Below are 16455 nucleotides of genomic sequence, written 5' to 3' on the forward strand. Positions count from 1 at the left end.
TCGGCGCGTCCCCGCACGCCCCTTCGGGGGGCGCCCGTCAAGGCCCCGCGGCGGCCATCCGGTCCCGCCCGCCCCCGGGCGCCCCCATCCGCCCCGCCACCCCTCACCCCCCGTCCATCCGCGACTGCCGAGGCAGGTCCAGCGCCACCGCCGCCGCCGAGTCGCAGTACTCCCGTACCGCGCTCGTCCGGGCCACCACCCGGCCGCGGTGGATCACGATGCGGCTGTACGCCAGGGACAGCACGCCCGCGATGCGTTCACCGCGTACGGCCAGGAGTTCCGCCGGGAAGCCGGCCTCCACGCGGACCTCGGCCAGCCCCATCGCCTCGCGGGCGGCCGTGCTCACCGCGCCGTAGGCGTCCTCGGGGCGCAGGCCGGCCTGGGAGGCGAGGAGGTACGCGGCCTCCAACGGGTCGCCCCGGCCCACCGGGTTGGCCAGGTCGCGCAGCGCGCCGCTGCCCGCCGCCACCGGCACCCCGGCCGCCCTCAGCAGCCCTACCGGGGGCATCCCCTGACGGACCGTGCCCTGGCGCTCCGTCATGCCGCAGCCGCCCTGCGGCAGGCAGATCACCGCGACGCCCGCCGCCGCGAGCTGGTCCGCCGCCCGCGCGGCCGCCTCGCGGGGCAGCCGTGAGAGGCCCGCGCAGGGACCGATCGCTGCGCCCGGGCGCAGCCCGGCGGTCATCGCCGCGAGGCGGGCGAGGCGAGCCGGGTCGTCACCGTCCGTGTGCAGGTCCACCGCGCAGCCGTGCTCGGAGGCGATCTCCAGGACCGCCTCGGTGTACCCGGCCGGGTCGGGGTCGAGGTCCGGGCAGCCGCCGACCACCGAGGCGCCCATCTTCACCGCGTCCCGCAGCATCGCGAGCCCGTCCGCGCCCGCGACCCCGGTCAGCAGCCGGGGCACCGCCACCACGGTGAGCTCCGCGAGCCCGCGCAGTGAGCGGCGGGTCTGAAGGGCGGCCTCCAGCGGCCCCAGGCCCCGTACGTCGTCGATCCGCACGTGCGAGCGCAACGCCGTCGCGCCGTGGCCGAGCTGGAGCAGAGCGGCCTCGGTGGCACGGCGCTGGACGTCCTCGGCGGCGTACGAGACCGGCCCCTCGGGGCCGAACGCGGTCAGCGCCGTGTCGCTGTGCGCGTGCGGTTCGGCGGGCGCCGGGAGCAGCAGGAAGCCGTTCAGGTCGACCTTGGAGAAGTGCGCGGCGAGGCTGCCCGCGGTGCCGACGGCCTCGATGCGGCCGCCGCCGAGCCGGACGTCGACGGTCCGGCCGTCGGCGAGCCGGGCGCCGGACAGCAGGAGCGTGGCGGCGGTCTCGGCGGGGCCGTCCCCGGCGCCGGGCGAGTGGGCCGGCTGCGGCTGGCTGTCGGACATCGCGCTCCAGGTGGTCCTCGGGGCCCCGCGGGGCCTTCAGGGCAAGATCACGCAGCGTGAGCAGAGCCTAGGGGCGAGCTCCGCGCGCATCGAGGAGGAGCGCAATAGTCGTACCGGTGTGGCCACGAGTGGCGTACGGGACGGCTGGGGCGGGCCGTGCGGAAGGGGTCCGGAAGGGGCCGAGGGGCGCTCCCCATCCGTCCCGGGACCCCCACGCGCCCCCCTCGGGAGCCGCCTCCCGAGGGCTCCGGGACGGCTCCGCGACGGCCCGGCGAAACGGATTTGGGCGATCGGCAGCCGACCGTGTAATGTCTTCATCGCTCGCCCCAATAGCTCAGTCGGTAGAGCGTCTCCATGGTAAGGAGAAGGTCTACGGTTCGATTCCGTATTGGGGCTCTGGTGAGAGGGTCCCCGCCCACAAGCGGGGACCGGATCATCAAAGCGGTGTAGCTCAGTCGGTAGAGCAAGCGGCTCATAATCGCTGTGTCACCGGTTCAAGTCCGGTCACCGCTACTCAAAGTAGCACCAGTAGCCGATTGTGGGGTCGGTCTCCCGATCGGCTACTCTTTTATGCGTTCATCCGTCTAACCGTCCGTCCAAGGAGCACTCACGTGGCTGCCACCGACGTCCGCCCGAAGATCACGCTGGCCTGCGTGGAGTGCAAGGAGCGGAACTACATCACCAAGAAGAACCGGCGTAACAACCCGGACCGTCTTGAGATGAAGAAGCACTGCCCGCGCTGCAACTCGCACACCGCGCACCGCGAGACCCGCTAATCACGGGTTTAGCACTCAGGCTCGTACGAGAGGCCGTTCCCTGTTACGGGGAGCGGCCTCTCGTCGTGCCAGCCGTGCCCGCCGTACCCGTTGGCCGGATCACAGCAGATCGTGGCAGATTGCAGAAGATCAGCAGCAGACCACCCAGCAGGAGGTTGCGAGCCCATGGCGCTCGACCAGTCCTTCGTGGGGCGGACCTATCCGCCCACCGCGCCGTACGAGGTCGGCCGGGAGAAGATCCGTGAATTCGCCGAGGCCGTGGGGGACACCAACCCCGCCTACCTCGACCCGGAGGCCGCCAAGGCGCTCGGGCACCCCGATGTGATCGCTCCGCCGACCTTTGTGTTCGCCATCACGTTCAAGGCGGCCGGTGTCGTGATCCAGGACCCTCAGCTGGGCCTGGACTACAGCCGGGTCGTGCACGGCGACCAGAAGTTCGCGTACACGCGCCCGGTGCGGGCGGGGGACCGGCTGACCGTGACCTCCACCATCGAGGCGGTCAAGTCCATGGCGGGCAACGACATCCTGGACGTCCGCGGCGAGGTCCACGACGAGACCGGCGAGCACGTCGTGACCGCCTTCACCAAGCTCGTGGCCCGCGCGGCCGAGGGGGAGTGACGATGAGCGCCAAGATCCGTTACGAGGACGTGGAGCCCGGCACCGAGCTGCCGGCCCAGTCCTTCCCCGTGAGTCGCGCCACACTCGTGCAGTACGCGGGCGCCTCGGGCGACTTCAACCCGATCCACTGGAACGAGAAGTTCGCCAAGGAGGTCGGGCTGCCGGACGTGATCGCGCACGGCATGTTCACCATGGCCTCGGCGATCCGGGTGGTCACCGACTGGGTGGGCGACCCGGCGGCCGTCGTGGAGTACGGGGTGCGCTTCACCAAGCCGGTCGTCGTGCCGAACGACGAGACGGGCGCGGTGATCGAGGTCAGCGCCAAGGTCGCGGCCAAGCTGGACGACGAGGCGCGGACGGTCCGGGTCGACCTGACGGCGATGAGCGCGGGGCAGAAGGTGCTCGGGATGTCGCGCGCTGTGGCCGCGCTGGCGTGAGGGGGGCGCCCCGGGGGAGCGGATGCCCCTGCGGGAGCGCGTGAGAGCGGATGGACGGCCGTCGGCGCGGGAGCGCTCCGACGGCCGTCCGTCGTTCCCGGGGATTGCCGATTCCCGAGCCAGGGGATCCGTACCCCTTGACGGAGTTAGTTATGGACCACTAACTTTCTGTCCATGGTCAGGATGAGTGCGGAGGAGCGGCGCGAGAGCGTCGTACGGGCGGCGATGAGCGAATTCGCTCACCGCGGCTACTACGGGACGTCCACCGAGGCGATCGCCAAGCGGGTGGGTGTCTCGCAGCCGTACCTGTTCCGGCTCTTCCCGAACAAGCCGGCCATCTTCCTCGCGGCGACCCGTCGCTGCATGGAGGACACCACGCGGATGTTCGCCGACGCCTCGGCAGGGCTGATCGGCGAGGAGGCGGTGCACGCGATGGCGAACGCGTACACCCGGGTCATCGCGGAGGAGCCCGAGCGGCTGCTCATGCAGATGCAGGTGTACGTGGCGGTCGCCGCGGCCGAGGCCGCTGGCGACCACACCTTCGGCGAGGCCGTCCGGCGCGAGTGGATGGAACTCTGGGACGCGGTGAGCGTGCCGCTGGAGGGCTACAAGGAGACCACGACGTTCCTGGCGTACGGGATGCTGATCAACACGCTGGTGGCGATGGGGTTTCCGCCCGAGCACCGGGTGTGGGAGGAGATCTATCCGAGTGCGCGGGTGAAGGGGCGGCTGGAGAAGTAGCCGGCCGTTGGGTGGGGCGTTGGGCCGCCGGGTCGCCCGGGCTGGCTGGGGGGCGGGGGTGGCGGGGGCTGCGCAACCGTATGCGCACCCGTATGGGCTGGAAAGTTAGTAACTGATAACTAACCAACAGGATCGACAGGGGAAGCGGGGAAGCGATGTCCGAGCAGCGGGAGATACCCGAGCAGCACGAGCAGTACGAGCAGGGGGCCGCACGGGGGGCCCTCCAGGGATCTGAGGGGGAGCCCGGGCCGGGGGCGTCCGAGGACGGGACCGCCGGGGACGGGACCGCCGGGGACGGGACCGCCGGGGAGGGGGCCGGTCGGCGCGGGGGAGCGGTGTGGGCGCTGGTGATCACCAGCATCGCCGGGTTCATGGCGGCGCTCGACAACCTCGTCGTCACCACCGCGCTGCCGTCGATCCGTGAGGACCTGGGCGGGGCGCTGGACGACCTGGAGTGGACGGTGAGCGCGTACACGCTCACCTTCGCCGTCCTGCTGATGTTCGGGGCGGCGCTGGGGGACCGGTTCGGACGCCGCAAACTCTTCCTCACCGGGCTGACGATCTTCACCGGCGCCTCCGCGGCGGCGGCGCTGGCCCCCGGGATCGACGGACTGGTGGCGGCGCGGGCGGTCCAGGGCGTCGGCGCGGCGATCATGATGCCGCTGACGCTCACGCTGCTCACGGCGGCCGTGCCGGTGGCGAAGCGGGGACTGGCGTACGGGATATGGGGTGCGGTCAACGGCCTCGCCGTGGCCAGTGGGCCGCTGATCGGCGGGGCGCTGACCGAGCACTTCTCCTGGCAGTGGATCTTCTGGCTGAACGTTCCGCTCGGGGTGGCCCTGCTGCCGCTGGCGCGGCTTCGGCTCGCCGAGTCGTACGGGAGCGGGGCGCGGCTCGACATCCGCGGCACGGTGCTGGCCAGCGGCGGGCTCTTCGGGATCGTGTACAGCCTGATCCGGGGCAACATCGACGGCTGGAGCAGCCCGACCGTGCTGACGGGGCTGGTGGGGGGTGCGGCTCTGCTGGGCGCGTTTGTGTGGCACGGGATCGTCAGCGCGGCGCCGCTGCTGCCGATGCGGCTGTTCCGCAGCCGGGCCTTCGCGGCGATCAACCTGGCCAGCCTGCTGATGTTCGTGGGGATGTTCGGCTCGATCTTCCTGCTCAGCCAGTTCCTCCAGGGCGTGCTGGGCTACTCGCCGACCGAGGCGGGGCTGCGGATGCTGCCGTGGACCGCGATGCCGCTGCTGGTCGCGCCGGTCGCGGGCATCCTCTCCGACCGGATCGGGGGGCGGCCGGTGGTGGCGGTGGGGCTGGCGCTCCAGGCGGTCGGGCTGGGCTGGTTCGCGCTGATCATGTCGCCGGACGTGTCGTACGGGACGCAGCTGCCGGCCATGACGGTCAGCGGGATCGGGATGGCGCTGTACTTCGCGCCGGCCGCGAATCTGGTGATGTCGAGCGTGCGGCCCGCCGAGCAGGGGATCGCGTCCGGGGCGAACAACGCGCTGCGGGAGGTGGGCGGGGCGCTGGGCGTCGCGGTCCTGGCGGCGGTGTTCTCCGCCCAGGGCGGCTACGGGTCGGCCTCGGCCTTCGTGGACGGGCTGCGGCCGGCGCTGTGGGTCGGGGCGGGGGTGGTGGCGCTGGCGGCGGTGAGTGCGGTGTGTCTGCCGGGGCGGTCCGGGGTGGGGTCGGGGGCTGGTGGGGCCGGTGGGGCCGGTGCGGCCGGTGCCGGGGCGGATTCTGTGGGGGAGGTTCGGGGGGAGGTGTTGGTGGGGTGATGCGGGGGGCGGGGCCGGGGGTGCGATTCCCCCACCCCGCCCCTTCCCTGAACCCTCCGGGGGTGGGGACTGAACCCTCCGGGGGTGGGGGGCGCTTTCCCGGGGCTGAGCGCCGGCCCCCCGGCTCGCGGGTCCTGTGCCCCCCCGCACCCCCGCCGTAGCGGGAGCCCCCTTCTTTCGTCTGCGGACCGTGCTGGGTTGCTCGCGCAGTTCCCCGCGCCCCTGGGCAGCCGGGGGCGCGGGGAACTGCGCGCTCAGCCCAAGATGCCCGCAGCGGAAGTCCGGGCCCTGAACTACCGGCCGCCAGTCGACGTCCGGGCCTTGTAGGGGCGCGGGGAACTGCGCGAGCAACCCCCACCGGACCCGCACCCGTACCCCGAGCGGAATCAGGGCCTCGGGCACCCCCCGCCCGCGCACCGACCCCCGGCCCCCGGCTCCGCCCCCGCGGGCCCCGTACGCTGGACCCCGTGCAGGTACTTCACGATGCCCCCCTCGCCCCCCTCACCACCTTCCGGCTCGGTGGGCCGGTTTCCCGGCTGGTGGTGGCCGGTAGTGATGACGACGTCATCTCCGTTGTGCGGGAGGCCGACGAGGGGCGGGTGCCCTTGCTCGTCATCGGTGGGGGGAGCAATCTCGTCATCGGGGACAAGGGGTTCGCCGGGACCGCCCTGCGGATCGCCACCACCGGGTTCCGGCTGGAGGGGACGCGGCTGGACGTGGCCGCCGGGGAGGTCTGGAGCGACGTCGTGGCCCGGACCGTGGAGGCCGGGCTCGCAGGGATCGAGTGTCTGGCCGGGATCCCGGGATCCGCGGGCGCCACCCCGATCCAGAACGTGGGCGCGTACGGCCAGGAGGTCTCCTCCACCATCCGCGAGGTCGTCGCGTACGACCGGGTCGAGCGGCGGACCGTGGTCCTGACCGCCGCCGAGTGCGACTTCTCCTACCGGCACAGCCGGTTCAAGGCGCACCCCGACCGGTACGTCGTGCTGCGCGTCCGCTTCGAGCTGGAGGACGCCGGCGGGCTCTCCGCGCCCATCAAGTACGCCGAGACCGCCCGCGCCCTCGGCGTCGAGCCCGGCGACCGCGTCCCCGCCGCCACCGCCCGCGAGACCGTCCTCAAGCTGCGGGCCGGCAAGGGCATGGTGCTGGACCCCGAGGACCACGACACCTGGTCCGCCGGGTCCTTCTTCACCAATCCGATCCTGGGGGAGAGCGAGTACCGCGCGTTCCTGGAGAAGGCCGCCGCGCGGCTCGGGGACGACGTCTCCCCGCCCGCCTGGGACCTCGGGGACGGACGGACCAAGACCTCCGCCGCCTGGCTCATCGACAAGGCAGGGTTCACCAAGGGGTACGGCTCCGGGCCCGCCCGGATCTCCACCAAGCACACTCTCGCCCTCACCAACCGCGGCGGCGCCACCACCGAGGACCTGCTCGCCCTCGCCCGCGAGGTCGTCGCGGGCGTGGAGCGCGCCTTCGGGGTGACGCTCGTCAACGAGCCGGTGACCGTCAACGCCGAGATCTGACCTCACCCGGCAGGGTCAGTAGGCCACGCAGACGCCCTGCTTCACCGTCGCCTGGTCGGTGATCATCCGCAGCATCGCGTCCGCCACGTCCGCCCGCCCGATCGTGCGCGCGCTGCGCGGAGTCGCCCCTATGGCCGTGCGGTACGTGCCCGTCCTCGGCTTGTTGACCAGGCGGACCGGGCGTACCGCCGTCCAGTCCAGGGCGGAGGCGGCCAGCTCGGCCTCGGTACGGCGAAGGTCCTCGTAGACGTCCTTCAGGACCCGGGTGACGATCGCCAGGGTGAGACGGTCCAGGAACGGGTCGTCGGGCGCCTCCGGGCCCACCGGCCCCGCGCTCACCACCAGCAGCCGGCGGGTGCCCTCCGCGTCCATCGCCTGCACGATCGAGCGGGTCAGCCGGGCCGTGATGCCTGCCGCCGCGTCCGCCCGCTTGTTCGCGCCCAGCCCCGAGAGCACCGCGTCCCGGCCCGCCACCGCAGGGCGCAGCGACTCGGGGTCGGAGAGATCGCCCCGGACGACCTCCAGGCCCGTCCCCGTCATCGTGAAACGCCCCGGGTCCCGTACCACCGCCGTGACCTGGTGTCCTGCGGCCAGCGCCTGGCGGACCGCCTCCGTGCCGATCCTGCCCGTCGCCCCGAAAACCGTGAGCCTCATCTGCGTCACCCTCCCCTGGTGGATGGTCGTTCCTCCGCCAAGGGTGCCCAAGGTGTCAGGAGGCCAGCCAGGAATCCACCCCGGCGATCAACTGCGACTTCACCGCGGGAGGCGCGGCCGAGCCGCGCACCGACTGCCGTGCCAGCTCCGCCAGTTCGGCGTCGGTGAAGCCGTGGTGGACGCGGGCGAACTCGTACTGGGCGGCGAGGCGGGAGCCGAACAGGAGCGGGTCGTCGGCGCCGAGCGCCAGCGGCACGCCCGCCTCGTACAGGGTGCGCAGCGGGACGTCCTCGGGCTTCTCGTACACGCCCAGGGCGACGTTGGAGGCGGGGCAGACCTCGCAGGTGATGCCGCGCTCGGCCAGCCGCCGCAGCAGGCGCGGGTCCTCCGCGGCGCGCACCCCGTGGCCGATGCGGGTGGCGTGCAGATCGTCCAGGCAGTCCCGCACGGACGCGGGACCGGCCAGCTCGCCGCCGTGCGGCGCCGCCAGCAGCCCGCCCTCCCGGGCGATCGCGAAGGCGCGGTCGAAGTCGCGCGCCATGCCCCGGCGCTCGTCGTTGGAGAGCCCGAAGCCGACCACGCCCCGGTCGCCGTACCGCACGGCGAGGCGGGCCAGGGTGCGGGCGTCCAGCGGGTGCTTCATCCGGTTCGCCGCGACCAGGACCCGCATCCCGAGCCCGGTCTCGCGCGCGGCCGACTCGACCGCGTCCAGGATGATCTCCAGGGCCGGGATGAGCCCGCCGAGCATCGGCGCGTAGCTGGTCGGATCGACCTGGATCTCCAGCCAGCCCGAGCCGTCCCGGACGTCCTCCTCGGCGGCCTCGCGCACCAGCCGCTGGATGTCCTCGGGGGCGCGCAGACAGGAGCGCGCGATGTCGTACAGGCGCTGGAAGCGGAACCAGCCGCGCTCGTCGGTGGCCCGCAGCTTCGGCGGCTCGCCGCCCGTCAGCGCGTCGGGCAGGTGCACGCCGTACTTGTCGGCGAGCTCCAACAGCGTCGTGGGGCGCATCGACCCCGTGAAGTGCAGGTGCAGATGGGCCTTCGGCAGGTCTCGTACGTCACGAACGCGCTCCATTGAAGGATCTTGCCGCACGCCACCGGCATCCGACAGCCCCTTTCCCCGATCGGGACCTTGTCCGAACGCGGGAACGACCACCGACTCACGTGAGTCGGTGGTCGTTCCCTGGAAGGCGTCGGGTGATCTCCCGGACGACGTGCTCAGTCGCGCGCCTCCGCCAGCAGCTTCTGGATCCGCGAGACGCCCTCGACGAGGTCGTCGTCGCCCAGCGCGTAGGACAGGCGCAGATAGCCCGGGGTGCCGAAGGCCTCGCCCGGGACGACCGCGACCTCGGCCTCCTCCAGGATCAGCTCGGCGAGCTCGACGGAGGTCTGCGGGCGCCTGCCGCGGATCTCCTTGCCGAGCAGGCCCTTCACCGAGGGGTACGCGTAGAACGCGCCCTCGGGCGTCGGGCAGACCACCCCGTGGATCTCGCTGAGCATTCGCACCATGGTCTGGCGGCGGCGGTCGAAGGCCGTGCGCATCTCGGCGACCGCGTCGAGGCCGCCGGAGACCGCGGCGAGCGCCGCCACCTGGGAGACGTTGGCGACGTTGGAGGTGGCGTGCGACTGGAGGTTGGTCGCGGCCTTGATGACGTCCTGGGGACCGACGATCCACCCGACCCGCCAGCCGGTCATCGCGTACGTCTTGGCGACGCCGTTGACCACGACGCACTTGTCGCGCAGCTCGGGCAGGAGCGCCGGCAGCGACACGGAGACCGCGTCCCCGTAGACCAGGTGCTCGTAGATCTCGTCGGTCAGCACCCACAGGCCGTGCTCGACGGCCCAGCGGCCGATCGCCTCGGTCTCGGCCTCGGTGTAGACCGAGCCGGTGGGGTTGGACGGGGAGACGAAGAGGACGACCTTGGTCCTCTCCGTACGAGCGGCCTCCAGCTGCTCCACCGAGACGCGGTAGCCGGTGGTCTCGTCGGCGACGACCTCGACCGGGACACCGCCCGCGAGGCGGATCGACTCCGGGTAGGTGGTCCAGTACGGCGCCGGGACGATGACCTCGTCGCCCGGGTCCAGGATCGCCGCGAAGGCCTCGTAGATCGCCTGCTTGCCGCCGTTGGTCACCAGGATCTGCGACGGGTCGACCTCGTAGCCGGAGTCGCGCAGCGTCTTGTCGGCGATGGCCTTCTTGAGCTCGGGCAGGCCGCCGGCCGGCGTGTAGCGGTGGTACTTCGGGTCGCGGCAGGCCGCCGCGGCCGCCTCGACGATGTAGTCCGGGGTCGGGAAGTCGGGCTCACCGGCGCCGAAGCCGATCACCGGGCGCCCGGCGGCCTTGAGGGCCTTGGCCTTGGCGTCGACGGCGAGGGTCGCGGACTCGGAGATCGCGCCGATGCGCGCGGACACCCGGCGCTCGGTCGGAGAAGTTGCAGCGCTCATGCCGGCCATCGTCCCAGACCCGCCGCGGCCCGGGCACACCGGTTTCAGGGACCGGACGGGGCGCTCGCGCGGGCCGTTCGGGGCATCCGCGCCGAGCCGTCGGGAGGTATCTGTTCGACGCCGGGCGCAGGACCACGTACACTCACCTGTCGTTGGCCTCCACCAACCGATCCACTCCGGGCACTCGGTGCACTCGGGCGGATGCGGTAGGTTGGGGAAACCACAAAGGGTCGTAGCTCAATTGGTAGAGCACTGGTCTCCAAAACCAGCGGTTGGGGGTTCAAGTCCCTCCGGCCCTGCTACACACACCTTCGCCAGGATGTGTGCGCATGTACGTACTTCTATGCACCGCCGTGCGGCTCCACCGGGCGCGGCACGGCCACGACCCGGAATCAGGTGAGAAGCGTGACGGACGCCGTGGGCTCCATCGACATGCCTGATGCCCAGGACGAGGCCTCTGCGGACCAGGACTCCAAGAAGAAGTCCCGCAAGGGCGGCAAGCGCGGCAAGAAGGGCCCCCTGGGCCGTCTCGCGCTCTTCTACCGTCAGGTCGTCGCCGAGCTGCGCAAGGTGGTCTGGCCGTCGCGCAATCAGCTGTCGACGTACACCACCGTGGTGATCGTGTTCGTCATCATCATGATCGGCATCGTGACCTTGATCGACACCGGATTCCAGCACGTCGTCAAGTACGTCTTCGGCTGATCCGCTGCGTAAGGGCGCCCACCCGGCGCCTTTTTCGCATTGTTCCACCCATCTGTAGTCAGGAAGAAGCAGCCACGTGTCTGACCCGAATGTGAACGACGCCATCGAGTCGGCGGAGTCCGTGGAGGACCAGCTCGACATCGTCGAGGCGGCGGACGCCGAGGCCGTCGAGGACGCCGACGAGGTCGAGGCTGCCGACGCCGAGGCGGGCGAGGCGGCCGAGCAGGCGGCGCTCCACGTCGAGGACGAGGACGAGCTGGACGCCGAGGAGAACGAGTCCCCCGAGGGCTCCGACAACTCCGGTGACGAGGCCGTCGAGGACGACGCCTCCGCAGAGGACGCCTCCGACGAGGACGAGAGCGCCGAGGAGGCTCCCGAGGAGCCGGCCGCGCCCGTCGACCCGGTCGAGGCCCTGCGCCAGGAGCTGCGCGGCCTGCCCGGCGAGTGGTACGTGATCCACACCTACGCGGGCTACGAGAAGCGCGTGAAGGCCAACCTGGAGCAGCGTGCCGTCTCGCTGAACGTCGAGGAGTTCATCTACCAGGCCGAGGTGCCCGAGGAAGAGATCGTCCAGATCAAGAACGGCGAGCGCAAGAACGTCCGGCAGAACAAGCTGCCCGGTTACGTTCTCGTCCGCATGGATCTGACGAACGAGTCCTGGGGCGTCGTCCGCAACACCCCGGGCGTCACCGGCTTCGTGGGCAACGCCTACGACCCGTACCCGCTGACCCTGGACGAGATCGTCAAGATGCTCGCCCCGGAGGCCGAGGAGAAGGCCGCCCGCGAGGCCGCCGAGGCCGAGGGCAAGCCGGCTCCGGCCCGCAAGGTCGAGGTCCAGGTGCTCGACTTCGAGGTGGGCGACTCGGTCACCGTCACCGACGGCCCGTTCGCCACGCTCCAGGCCACGATCAACGAGATCAACGCCGACTCGAAGAAGGTCAAGGGCCTCGTCGAGATCTTCGGCCGCGAGACCCCGGTCGAGCTCAGCTTCGACCAGATCCAGAAGAACTAGTTCTTCCGGACCACACGTCTTCCGAACAGGTCAGACGGGCTCTCAAAGCCTGTCTGACCTGCTCGGTTTTTAGCCGCAGACAGATACCCGTTATCGTTGTGCGGTATGCCTCCATCCGGATGATCGGATGTCAGGCGGTTCACTCTCACTAGGACCCGGAGAGAGCAATGCCTCCCAAGAAGAAGAAGGTCACGGGGCTTATCAAGCTCCAGATCAACGCCGGTGCGGCGAACCCGGCCCCGCCGGTCGGCCCCGCGCTCGGTCAGCACGGCGTCAACATCATGGAGTTCTGCAAGGCCTACAACGCGGCCACCGAGTCGCAGCGTGGCTGGGTGATCCCGGTGGAGATCACGGTCTACGAGGACCGTTCCTTCACCTTCATCACCAAGACTCCGCCGGCCGCGAAGATGATCCTCAAGGCCGCGGGTGTCGAGAAGGGCTCCGGCGAGCCGCACAAGACCAAGGTCGCGAAGATCACCGAGGCCCAGGTCCGCGAGATCGCCACGACGAAGCTCGCCGACCTGAACGCCAACGACCTGGACGCCGCGTCCAAGATCATCGCTGGCACCGCCCGTTCCATGGGCATCACGGTCGAGGGCTGATCCCAGCTCACCCCGTTTGACCTCAGTGGTAGGGCCAAGCGCTGGTCCGTACCACGACTCCATGACTGCCACGCGGCGTCAGCCGCATGGTGTTACTGCATACAGGAGCAGAAGTGAAGCGCAGCAAGACTCTCCGCGCTGCGGACGCCAAGATCGACGCGGACAAGCTCTACGCCCCGCTCGAGGCCGTCCGTCTCGCCAAGGAGACCTCCGCGACCAAGTTCGACGGCACCGTCGAGGTCGCCTTCCGCCTGGGTGTCGACCCGCGCAAGGCCGACCAGATGGTCCGTGGCACCGTGAACCTCCCGCACGGCACCGGTAAGACCGCCCGGGTCCTGGTCTTCGCGACCGGTGACCGTGCCGAGGCCGCGCGTGCCGCGGGCGCCGACATCGTGGGCTCGGACGAGCTCATCGACGAGGTCGCCAAGGGCCGTCTGGACTTCGACGCCGTCGTCTCCACCCCGGACCTCATGGGCAAGGTCGGCCGCCTCGGCCGCGTGCTCGGCCCGCGTGGTCTGATGCCGAACCCGAAGACCGGCACGGTCACCCCCGACGTCGCCAAGGCGGTCGAGGAGATCAAGGGCGGCAAGATCGAGTTCCGCGTCGACAAGCACTCGAACCTGCACTTCATCATCGGCAAGGTGTCCTTCGACGACACCAAGCTGGTGGAGAACTACGGCGCCGCTCTGGAGGAGATCCTCCGTCTGAAGCCGTCCGCCGCCAAGGGCCGCTACATCAAGAAGGCCACCATCGCCACCACGATGGGCCCCGGCATCCCGGTCGACTCCAACCGCACCCGCAACCTCCTCGTCGAGGAGGACCCGGCGGCGGTCTGACCGGACCGAGCCTCGGCTCGCATCGGCTGATCCAGAGCCGGGCCCCGCACCTCTTCGGAGGCGCGGGGCCCGGCTTTTTGTCGCAACCGCGTCCCAACGCCCCTGGACGGGCGGGGGGTTGTCCGACCCCTGCGATACCGTCGGGGAGGTAAGGGAATGAGTATTCGAGGGGGAGCGCATGAGCACCAGTTCCGTTCGGCGTACGGGAATCTCGCTGGCCGCGGTCGCCGCGGCGCTGGTGGGCGTCGCCGCCTGCGGCGAGTCGGACAGCGGCGGACACAAGGGCGGATCGGACTTCAGCCCGGTGGCCGCGCTCCAGGCGGTCCAGAAGAAGACGGACGGGGTGGGCTCCGCCAAGGTCGAGATGACGATGTCCATGGGCGCCGTGATGGGCCTGGAGGGCAAGGGCAGCCTGGCGTGGGGCGACGGGATGACCGGCGTCATGCGGCTGAGGTACACCCAGGGCACCCTGGCGCAGAGCATGAAGCAGCTGGGCAGCGACAGCATCGACGCCCGCTATCTGCGCGACGCCTACTACGCCGACATGGGCCCCCAGTTCGCCAAGAACCTCGGCGGCAAGCACTGGATCCGCTACGGGTACGACGACATGGCCAAGCTGATGGGCCCGGCCGGCGCCGTCATGAAGGACCAGATGCAGAACTCGACGCCCCAGCAGGGCGTGAAGGCGCTGCTGGCCTCGGGTGACGTCAAGAAGGTCGGCACCGAGGACGTCCGCGGCGTCAAGACCACGCACTACTCGGGCACGGTCGACATGGCCAAGCTGGTGGACCGCAACTCCGGCCTGGACGCGAAGACGCTGGACGCCTTCAAGGCCCAGATGAACCAGAGCGGCGTCACCACCGACACGGTCGACATCTGGGTGGACAAGGACGACCTGCTGGTGAAGAAGACCGAGCGCGCGGCGACGAAGAACGGCGAGCTGAACAGCACGGCGTACTACGCGGACTACGGCGTCAAGGTCTCCGCCGAGGCCCCGGCCGCCTCCGACACGGTGGACTTCACCACGATGATCAAGCCCAAGCCGTCCAGCCAGGCCTCGTAGCCCGCGCCACGGCAGACATAATCCGTCTCATCCGTCGCAGACCCTGGGTTACGGTGCAGACGTTCTGCCCGTTCGACGGCGTTCGACGGCCTTCGGCGGGACTCATGGCACGGGGTTTCAAGGGGTGGGGAACATGACCAGGTCCGGTTGGACGCGGGCGGCGCTGTCGATGGCGACGGCCGCCGTGGTGGTGGCCGGGGCCGCGGGCTGCGGCGGCGGCGACGAGAAGGCCGACGGCGCCTCGGGCGCCCAGAAGGCCGCCGCCGCGCCGCAGTCCCACGAGGCCGCGTCGCGGATGCTCACGGCGGCGTACAGGAAGACCGCCGCGGCCAGGTCCGCCAAGGTCCGGATGACCATGACGGGTCCCGCGTCCCTGGGGGAGGACGGGGGCCGGACCGAGACCAGCGGGGTCATGGCCTGGAACCCCACGGCCATGGACCTCACGGTGACGTCCTCGGTCGCCAAGGGCATGGGGGGCGCCGCCGAGAAGACCCGGATGCTCTGGGTCGACAACGTCATGTACCTGGACACCAGCGCCATGGGCGAGTCCGCCAGGGAGCTCGGCGGCAAGCACTGGTTCAAGTTCGACCTGACCGCGCTGGCCAAGCAGTCCGGCCAGGACCAGCTGGTCAAGCAGATGACCGCGGGCATGGAGAACATGAACCAGGACCCGTCCCAGCAGCTCGCCCTGCTGCTCGACTCGCCGAACCTGAAGCACCTGGGCGCCGGGCGGGCCGACGGAGTCTCCTGCGAGCACTACAAGGGCACGCTCACCATCGACGAGACGGTGAAGAACAGCAAGATGCTCGACACCCTGCCCCCCAAGGACCGCGAGCAGCTCCTGGCCAATATGAAGAAGTCGGGGATCAAGGGGTACGACACCGAGGTCTGGGTCGGCGCGGACGGCTACCCGGTCCGGATGGACGTCGGGATGAACACCCCCCAGGGCAGGATCAACACCTCCACGCACTACTCGGACTACGGCACCGGGGCGCGGATCACGGCCCCGCCCAAGAGCGACACGGCCGACCTCATGGAGATGCTCAAGGACCTGGGTGACCTGGCGCGCAAGGGCGGCGGCTCCGCCGGTCCCGGCACCGCCTGACGGTCCCGTACGACCGGATTTGCTCGATCCGCCACCCGTCACGTACGCTTCCACAGAAGCCAAAGACCGCTGGTCGTTGCCGTGCCTTCGCAAGAAGGGGCGGTGGCCGAAGGTTCCGTTGCATGCGGACGACCCGCGCAGGTGACTGTGGAAAGTTCCCGGACTCTGTCCGGTGGAGCTACGCCCCGTGCACTTGCGCCGGGGCGTTTTTTATGTCGCGGTCCCTTCTGAGCGGTCCTCATCACCCGGAAGGAGGCCGACGCTCATGGCAAGGCCCGACAAGGCTGCCGACGTAGCCGAGCTCGAGGACAAGTTCCGCAGCTCGAACGCCGTCGTGCTGACCGAGTACCGGGGTCTCACCGTGGCGCAGCTCAAGACGCTGCGCCGTTCGCTCGGTGAGAACGCCCAGTACGCCGTGGTGAAGAACACGCTGACCAAGATCGCGGCGAACAACGCCGGGATCACCTCGCTCGACGACCAGTTCACTGGTCCGACGGGTGCCGCCTTCATCACCGGTGACCCGGTGGAGTCGGCCAAGGGTCTGCGTGACTTCGCCAAGGAGAACCCGAACCTGATCATCAAGGGCGGTGTCCTTGATGGCAAGGCGCTGTCCGCCGATGAGATCAAGAAGCTCGCGGACCTCGAGTCCCGCGAGGTTCTGCTCAGCAAGCTGGCCGGCGCGTTCAAGGGCAAGCAGTCCCAGGCTGCCTCGCTCTTCCAGGCGCTGCCGTCGAAGTTCGTCCGCACCGCGGAAGCGCTTCGCGTCAAGCTCGCCGAGCAGGGCGGTGCCGAGTAAT

At 70.6% G+C, this 16455-nt stretch carries 17 protein-coding genes and 3 tRNA genes; 16 read left to right on the forward strand and 4 right to left on the reverse strand.

Annotated elements, in window-relative coordinates; genetic code table 11:
- Window positions 1-103: 103 nt before the first annotated feature.
- On the reverse strand, window positions 104-1369 hold the full coding sequence (locus tag ACZ4MU_RS22490) for an amidohydrolase family protein (protein WP_467879400.1): 1266 nt from the start codon (window positions 1367-1369) through the stop codon (window positions 104-106).
- Window positions 1370-1692: 323 nt separating this feature from the next.
- Here ACZ4MU_RS22490 and ACZ4MU_RS22495 point away from each other — a divergent pair.
- The 8 genes from ACZ4MU_RS22495 to ACZ4MU_RS22530 all read left to right on the forward strand — a co-directional run bounded on the left by ACZ4MU_RS22495 (window position 1693) and on the right by ACZ4MU_RS22530 (window position 7239).
- Window positions 1693-1765, forward strand: a tRNA-Thr gene (locus ACZ4MU_RS22495).
- Between the two features lie 44 nt (window positions 1766-1809).
- Window positions 1810-1882, forward strand: a tRNA-Met gene (locus tag ACZ4MU_RS22500).
- A 98-nt stretch (window positions 1883-1980) separates the two neighbouring features.
- A complete protein-coding gene (gene rpmG, locus ACZ4MU_RS22505) occupies window positions 1981-2145 on the forward strand; it encodes a 50S ribosomal protein L33 (RefSeq protein ID WP_003956487.1) in 165 nt (54 codons plus the stop codon).
- A 165-nt stretch (window positions 2146-2310) separates the two neighbouring features.
- Window positions 2311-2763 (forward strand): FAS1-like dehydratase domain-containing protein, encoded by a 453-nt coding sequence (locus tag ACZ4MU_RS22510; RefSeq protein ID WP_467879402.1) that lies wholly within the window; start codon window positions 2311-2313, stop codon window positions 2761-2763.
- A 2-nt stretch (window positions 2764-2765) separates the two neighbouring features.
- Window positions 2766-3200 carry a MaoC family dehydratase gene (locus tag ACZ4MU_RS22515; RefSeq protein WP_467879404.1) on the forward strand — a complete coding sequence of 145 codons (435 nt, stop codon included), beginning with the start codon at window positions 2766-2768 and terminating at the stop codon, window positions 3198-3200.
- Window positions 3201-3374: 174 nt separating this feature from the next.
- Window positions 3375-3941, forward strand: coding sequence for a TetR/AcrR family transcriptional regulator (locus tag ACZ4MU_RS22520; RefSeq protein WP_467879406.1), 567 nt, complete (start codon window positions 3375-3377; stop codon window positions 3939-3941).
- Between the two features lie 371 nt (window positions 3942-4312).
- Window positions 4313-5716: an MFS transporter gene (locus ACZ4MU_RS22525; RefSeq protein ID WP_467879835.1), complete on the forward strand. Its 1404-nt coding sequence runs from the start codon at window positions 4313-4315 to the stop codon at window positions 5714-5716.
- Window positions 5717-6183: 467 nt separating this feature from the next.
- Entirely contained in the window at window positions 6184-7239 is a 1056-nt protein-coding gene (locus tag ACZ4MU_RS22530) for a UDP-N-acetylmuramate dehydrogenase (RefSeq protein ID WP_467879408.1), read from the forward strand.
- A gap of 15 nt (window positions 7240-7254) precedes the next feature.
- Here the strand turns inward: ACZ4MU_RS22530 and ACZ4MU_RS22535 are convergent, their stop codons facing one another.
- From ACZ4MU_RS22535 to ACZ4MU_RS22545, 3 genes are all read right to left on the reverse strand, one after another.
- Entirely contained in the window at window positions 7255-7893 is a 639-nt protein-coding gene (locus tag ACZ4MU_RS22535) for an NAD(P)-dependent oxidoreductase (RefSeq protein ID WP_467879411.1), read from the reverse strand.
- A 55-nt stretch (window positions 7894-7948) separates the two neighbouring features.
- On the reverse strand, window positions 7949-8968 hold the full coding sequence (locus ACZ4MU_RS22540) for an adenosine deaminase (RefSeq protein WP_467879414.1): 1020 nt from the start codon (window positions 8966-8968) through the stop codon (window positions 7949-7951).
- Between the two features lie 143 nt (window positions 8969-9111).
- Window positions 9112-10338: a pyridoxal phosphate-dependent aminotransferase gene (locus ACZ4MU_RS22545; RefSeq protein ID WP_467879417.1), complete on the reverse strand. Its 1227-nt coding sequence runs from the start codon at window positions 10336-10338 to the stop codon at window positions 9112-9114.
- A gap of 226 nt (window positions 10339-10564) precedes the next feature.
- On the opposite strand from ACZ4MU_RS22545, the gene ACZ4MU_RS22550 reads away from it, so the two are divergent.
- The 8 genes from ACZ4MU_RS22550 (at window position 10565) to rplJ (ending at window position 16454) form a co-directional block, all read left to right on the forward strand.
- A tRNA-Trp gene (locus tag ACZ4MU_RS22550) sits at window positions 10565-10637 on the forward strand.
- 106 nt (window positions 10638-10743) lie between these two features.
- On the forward strand, window positions 10744-11040 hold the full coding sequence (secE, locus tag ACZ4MU_RS22555; RefSeq protein WP_467879420.1) for a preprotein translocase subunit SecE: 297 nt from the start codon (window positions 10744-10746) through the stop codon (window positions 11038-11040).
- 76 nt (window positions 11041-11116) lie between these two features.
- On the forward strand, window positions 11117-12052 hold the full coding sequence (gene nusG, locus ACZ4MU_RS22560) for a transcription termination/antitermination protein NusG (protein ID WP_467879422.1): 936 nt from the start codon (window positions 11117-11119) through the stop codon (window positions 12050-12052).
- Between the two features lie 167 nt (window positions 12053-12219).
- On the forward strand, window positions 12220-12654 hold the full coding sequence (gene rplK, locus ACZ4MU_RS22565) for a 50S ribosomal protein L11 (RefSeq protein WP_053731185.1): 435 nt from the start codon (window positions 12220-12222) through the stop codon (window positions 12652-12654).
- 113 nt (window positions 12655-12767) lie between these two features.
- On the forward strand, window positions 12768-13490 hold the full coding sequence (rplA, locus tag ACZ4MU_RS22570; RefSeq protein WP_358833576.1) for a 50S ribosomal protein L1: 723 nt from the start codon (window positions 12768-12770) through the stop codon (window positions 13488-13490).
- Between the two features lie 178 nt (window positions 13491-13668).
- On the forward strand, window positions 13669-14553 hold the full coding sequence (locus ACZ4MU_RS22575; protein WP_467879426.1) for an SCO4651 family lipoprotein: 885 nt from the start codon (window positions 13669-13671) through the stop codon (window positions 14551-14553).
- Between the two features lie 133 nt (window positions 14554-14686).
- Window positions 14687-15658 (forward strand): SCO4651 family lipoprotein, encoded by a 972-nt coding sequence (locus ACZ4MU_RS22580; RefSeq protein WP_467879428.1) that lies wholly within the window; start codon window positions 14687-14689, stop codon window positions 15656-15658.
- A gap of 265 nt (window positions 15659-15923) precedes the next feature.
- A complete protein-coding gene (rplJ, locus tag ACZ4MU_RS22585; RefSeq protein WP_358833573.1) occupies window positions 15924-16454 on the forward strand; it encodes a 50S ribosomal protein L10 in 531 nt (176 codons plus the stop codon).
- Window position 16455 lies beyond the last annotated feature (1 nt).

The sequence above is a fragment of the Streptomyces sp. NPDC026377 genome (assembly GCF_055567715.1).

Bases quoted from the DNA above. Each gene is read 5' to 3' on its own strand.
- ACZ4MU_RS22490 (WP_467879400.1), bottom strand. From the start codon at position 1,369: ATGTCCGACAGCCAGCCGCAGCCGGCCCACTCGCCCGGCGCCGGGGAC.
- ACZ4MU_RS22510 (WP_467879402.1), top strand. From the start codon at position 2,311: ATGGCGCTCGACCAGTCCTTCGTGGGGCGGACCTATCCGCCCACCGCG.
- ACZ4MU_RS22515 (WP_467879404.1), top strand. From the start codon at position 2,766: ATGAGCGCCAAGATCCGTTACGAGGACGTGGAGCCCGGCACCGAGCTG.
- ACZ4MU_RS22520 (WP_467879406.1), top strand. From the start codon at position 3,375: ATGGTCAGGATGAGTGCGGAGGAGCGGCGCGAGAGCGTCGTACGGGCG.
- ACZ4MU_RS22525 (WP_467879835.1), top strand. From the start codon at position 4,313: ATGGCGGCGCTCGACAACCTCGTCGTCACCACCGCGCTGCCGTCGATC.
- ACZ4MU_RS22535 (WP_467879411.1), bottom strand. From the start codon at position 7,893: ATGAGGCTCACGGTTTTCGGGGCGACGGGCAGGATCGGCACGGAGGCG.
- ACZ4MU_RS22540 (WP_467879414.1), bottom strand. From the start codon at position 8,968: ATGGAGCGCGTTCGTGACGTACGAGACCTGCCGAAGGCCCATCTGCAC.
- ACZ4MU_RS22545 (WP_467879417.1), bottom strand. From the start codon at position 10,338: ATGAGCGCTGCAACTTCTCCGACCGAGCGCCGGGTGTCCGCGCGCATC.
- rplK (WP_053731185.1), top strand. From the start codon at position 12,220: ATGCCTCCCAAGAAGAAGAAGGTCACGGGGCTTATCAAGCTCCAGATC.
- ACZ4MU_RS22575 (WP_467879426.1), top strand. From the start codon at position 13,669: ATGAGCACCAGTTCCGTTCGGCGTACGGGAATCTCGCTGGCCGCGGTC.
- ACZ4MU_RS22580 (WP_467879428.1), top strand. From the start codon at position 14,687: ATGACCAGGTCCGGTTGGACGCGGGCGGCGCTGTCGATGGCGACGGCC.
- rplJ (WP_358833573.1), top strand. From the start codon at position 15,924: ATGGCAAGGCCCGACAAGGCTGCCGACGTAGCCGAGCTCGAGGACAAG.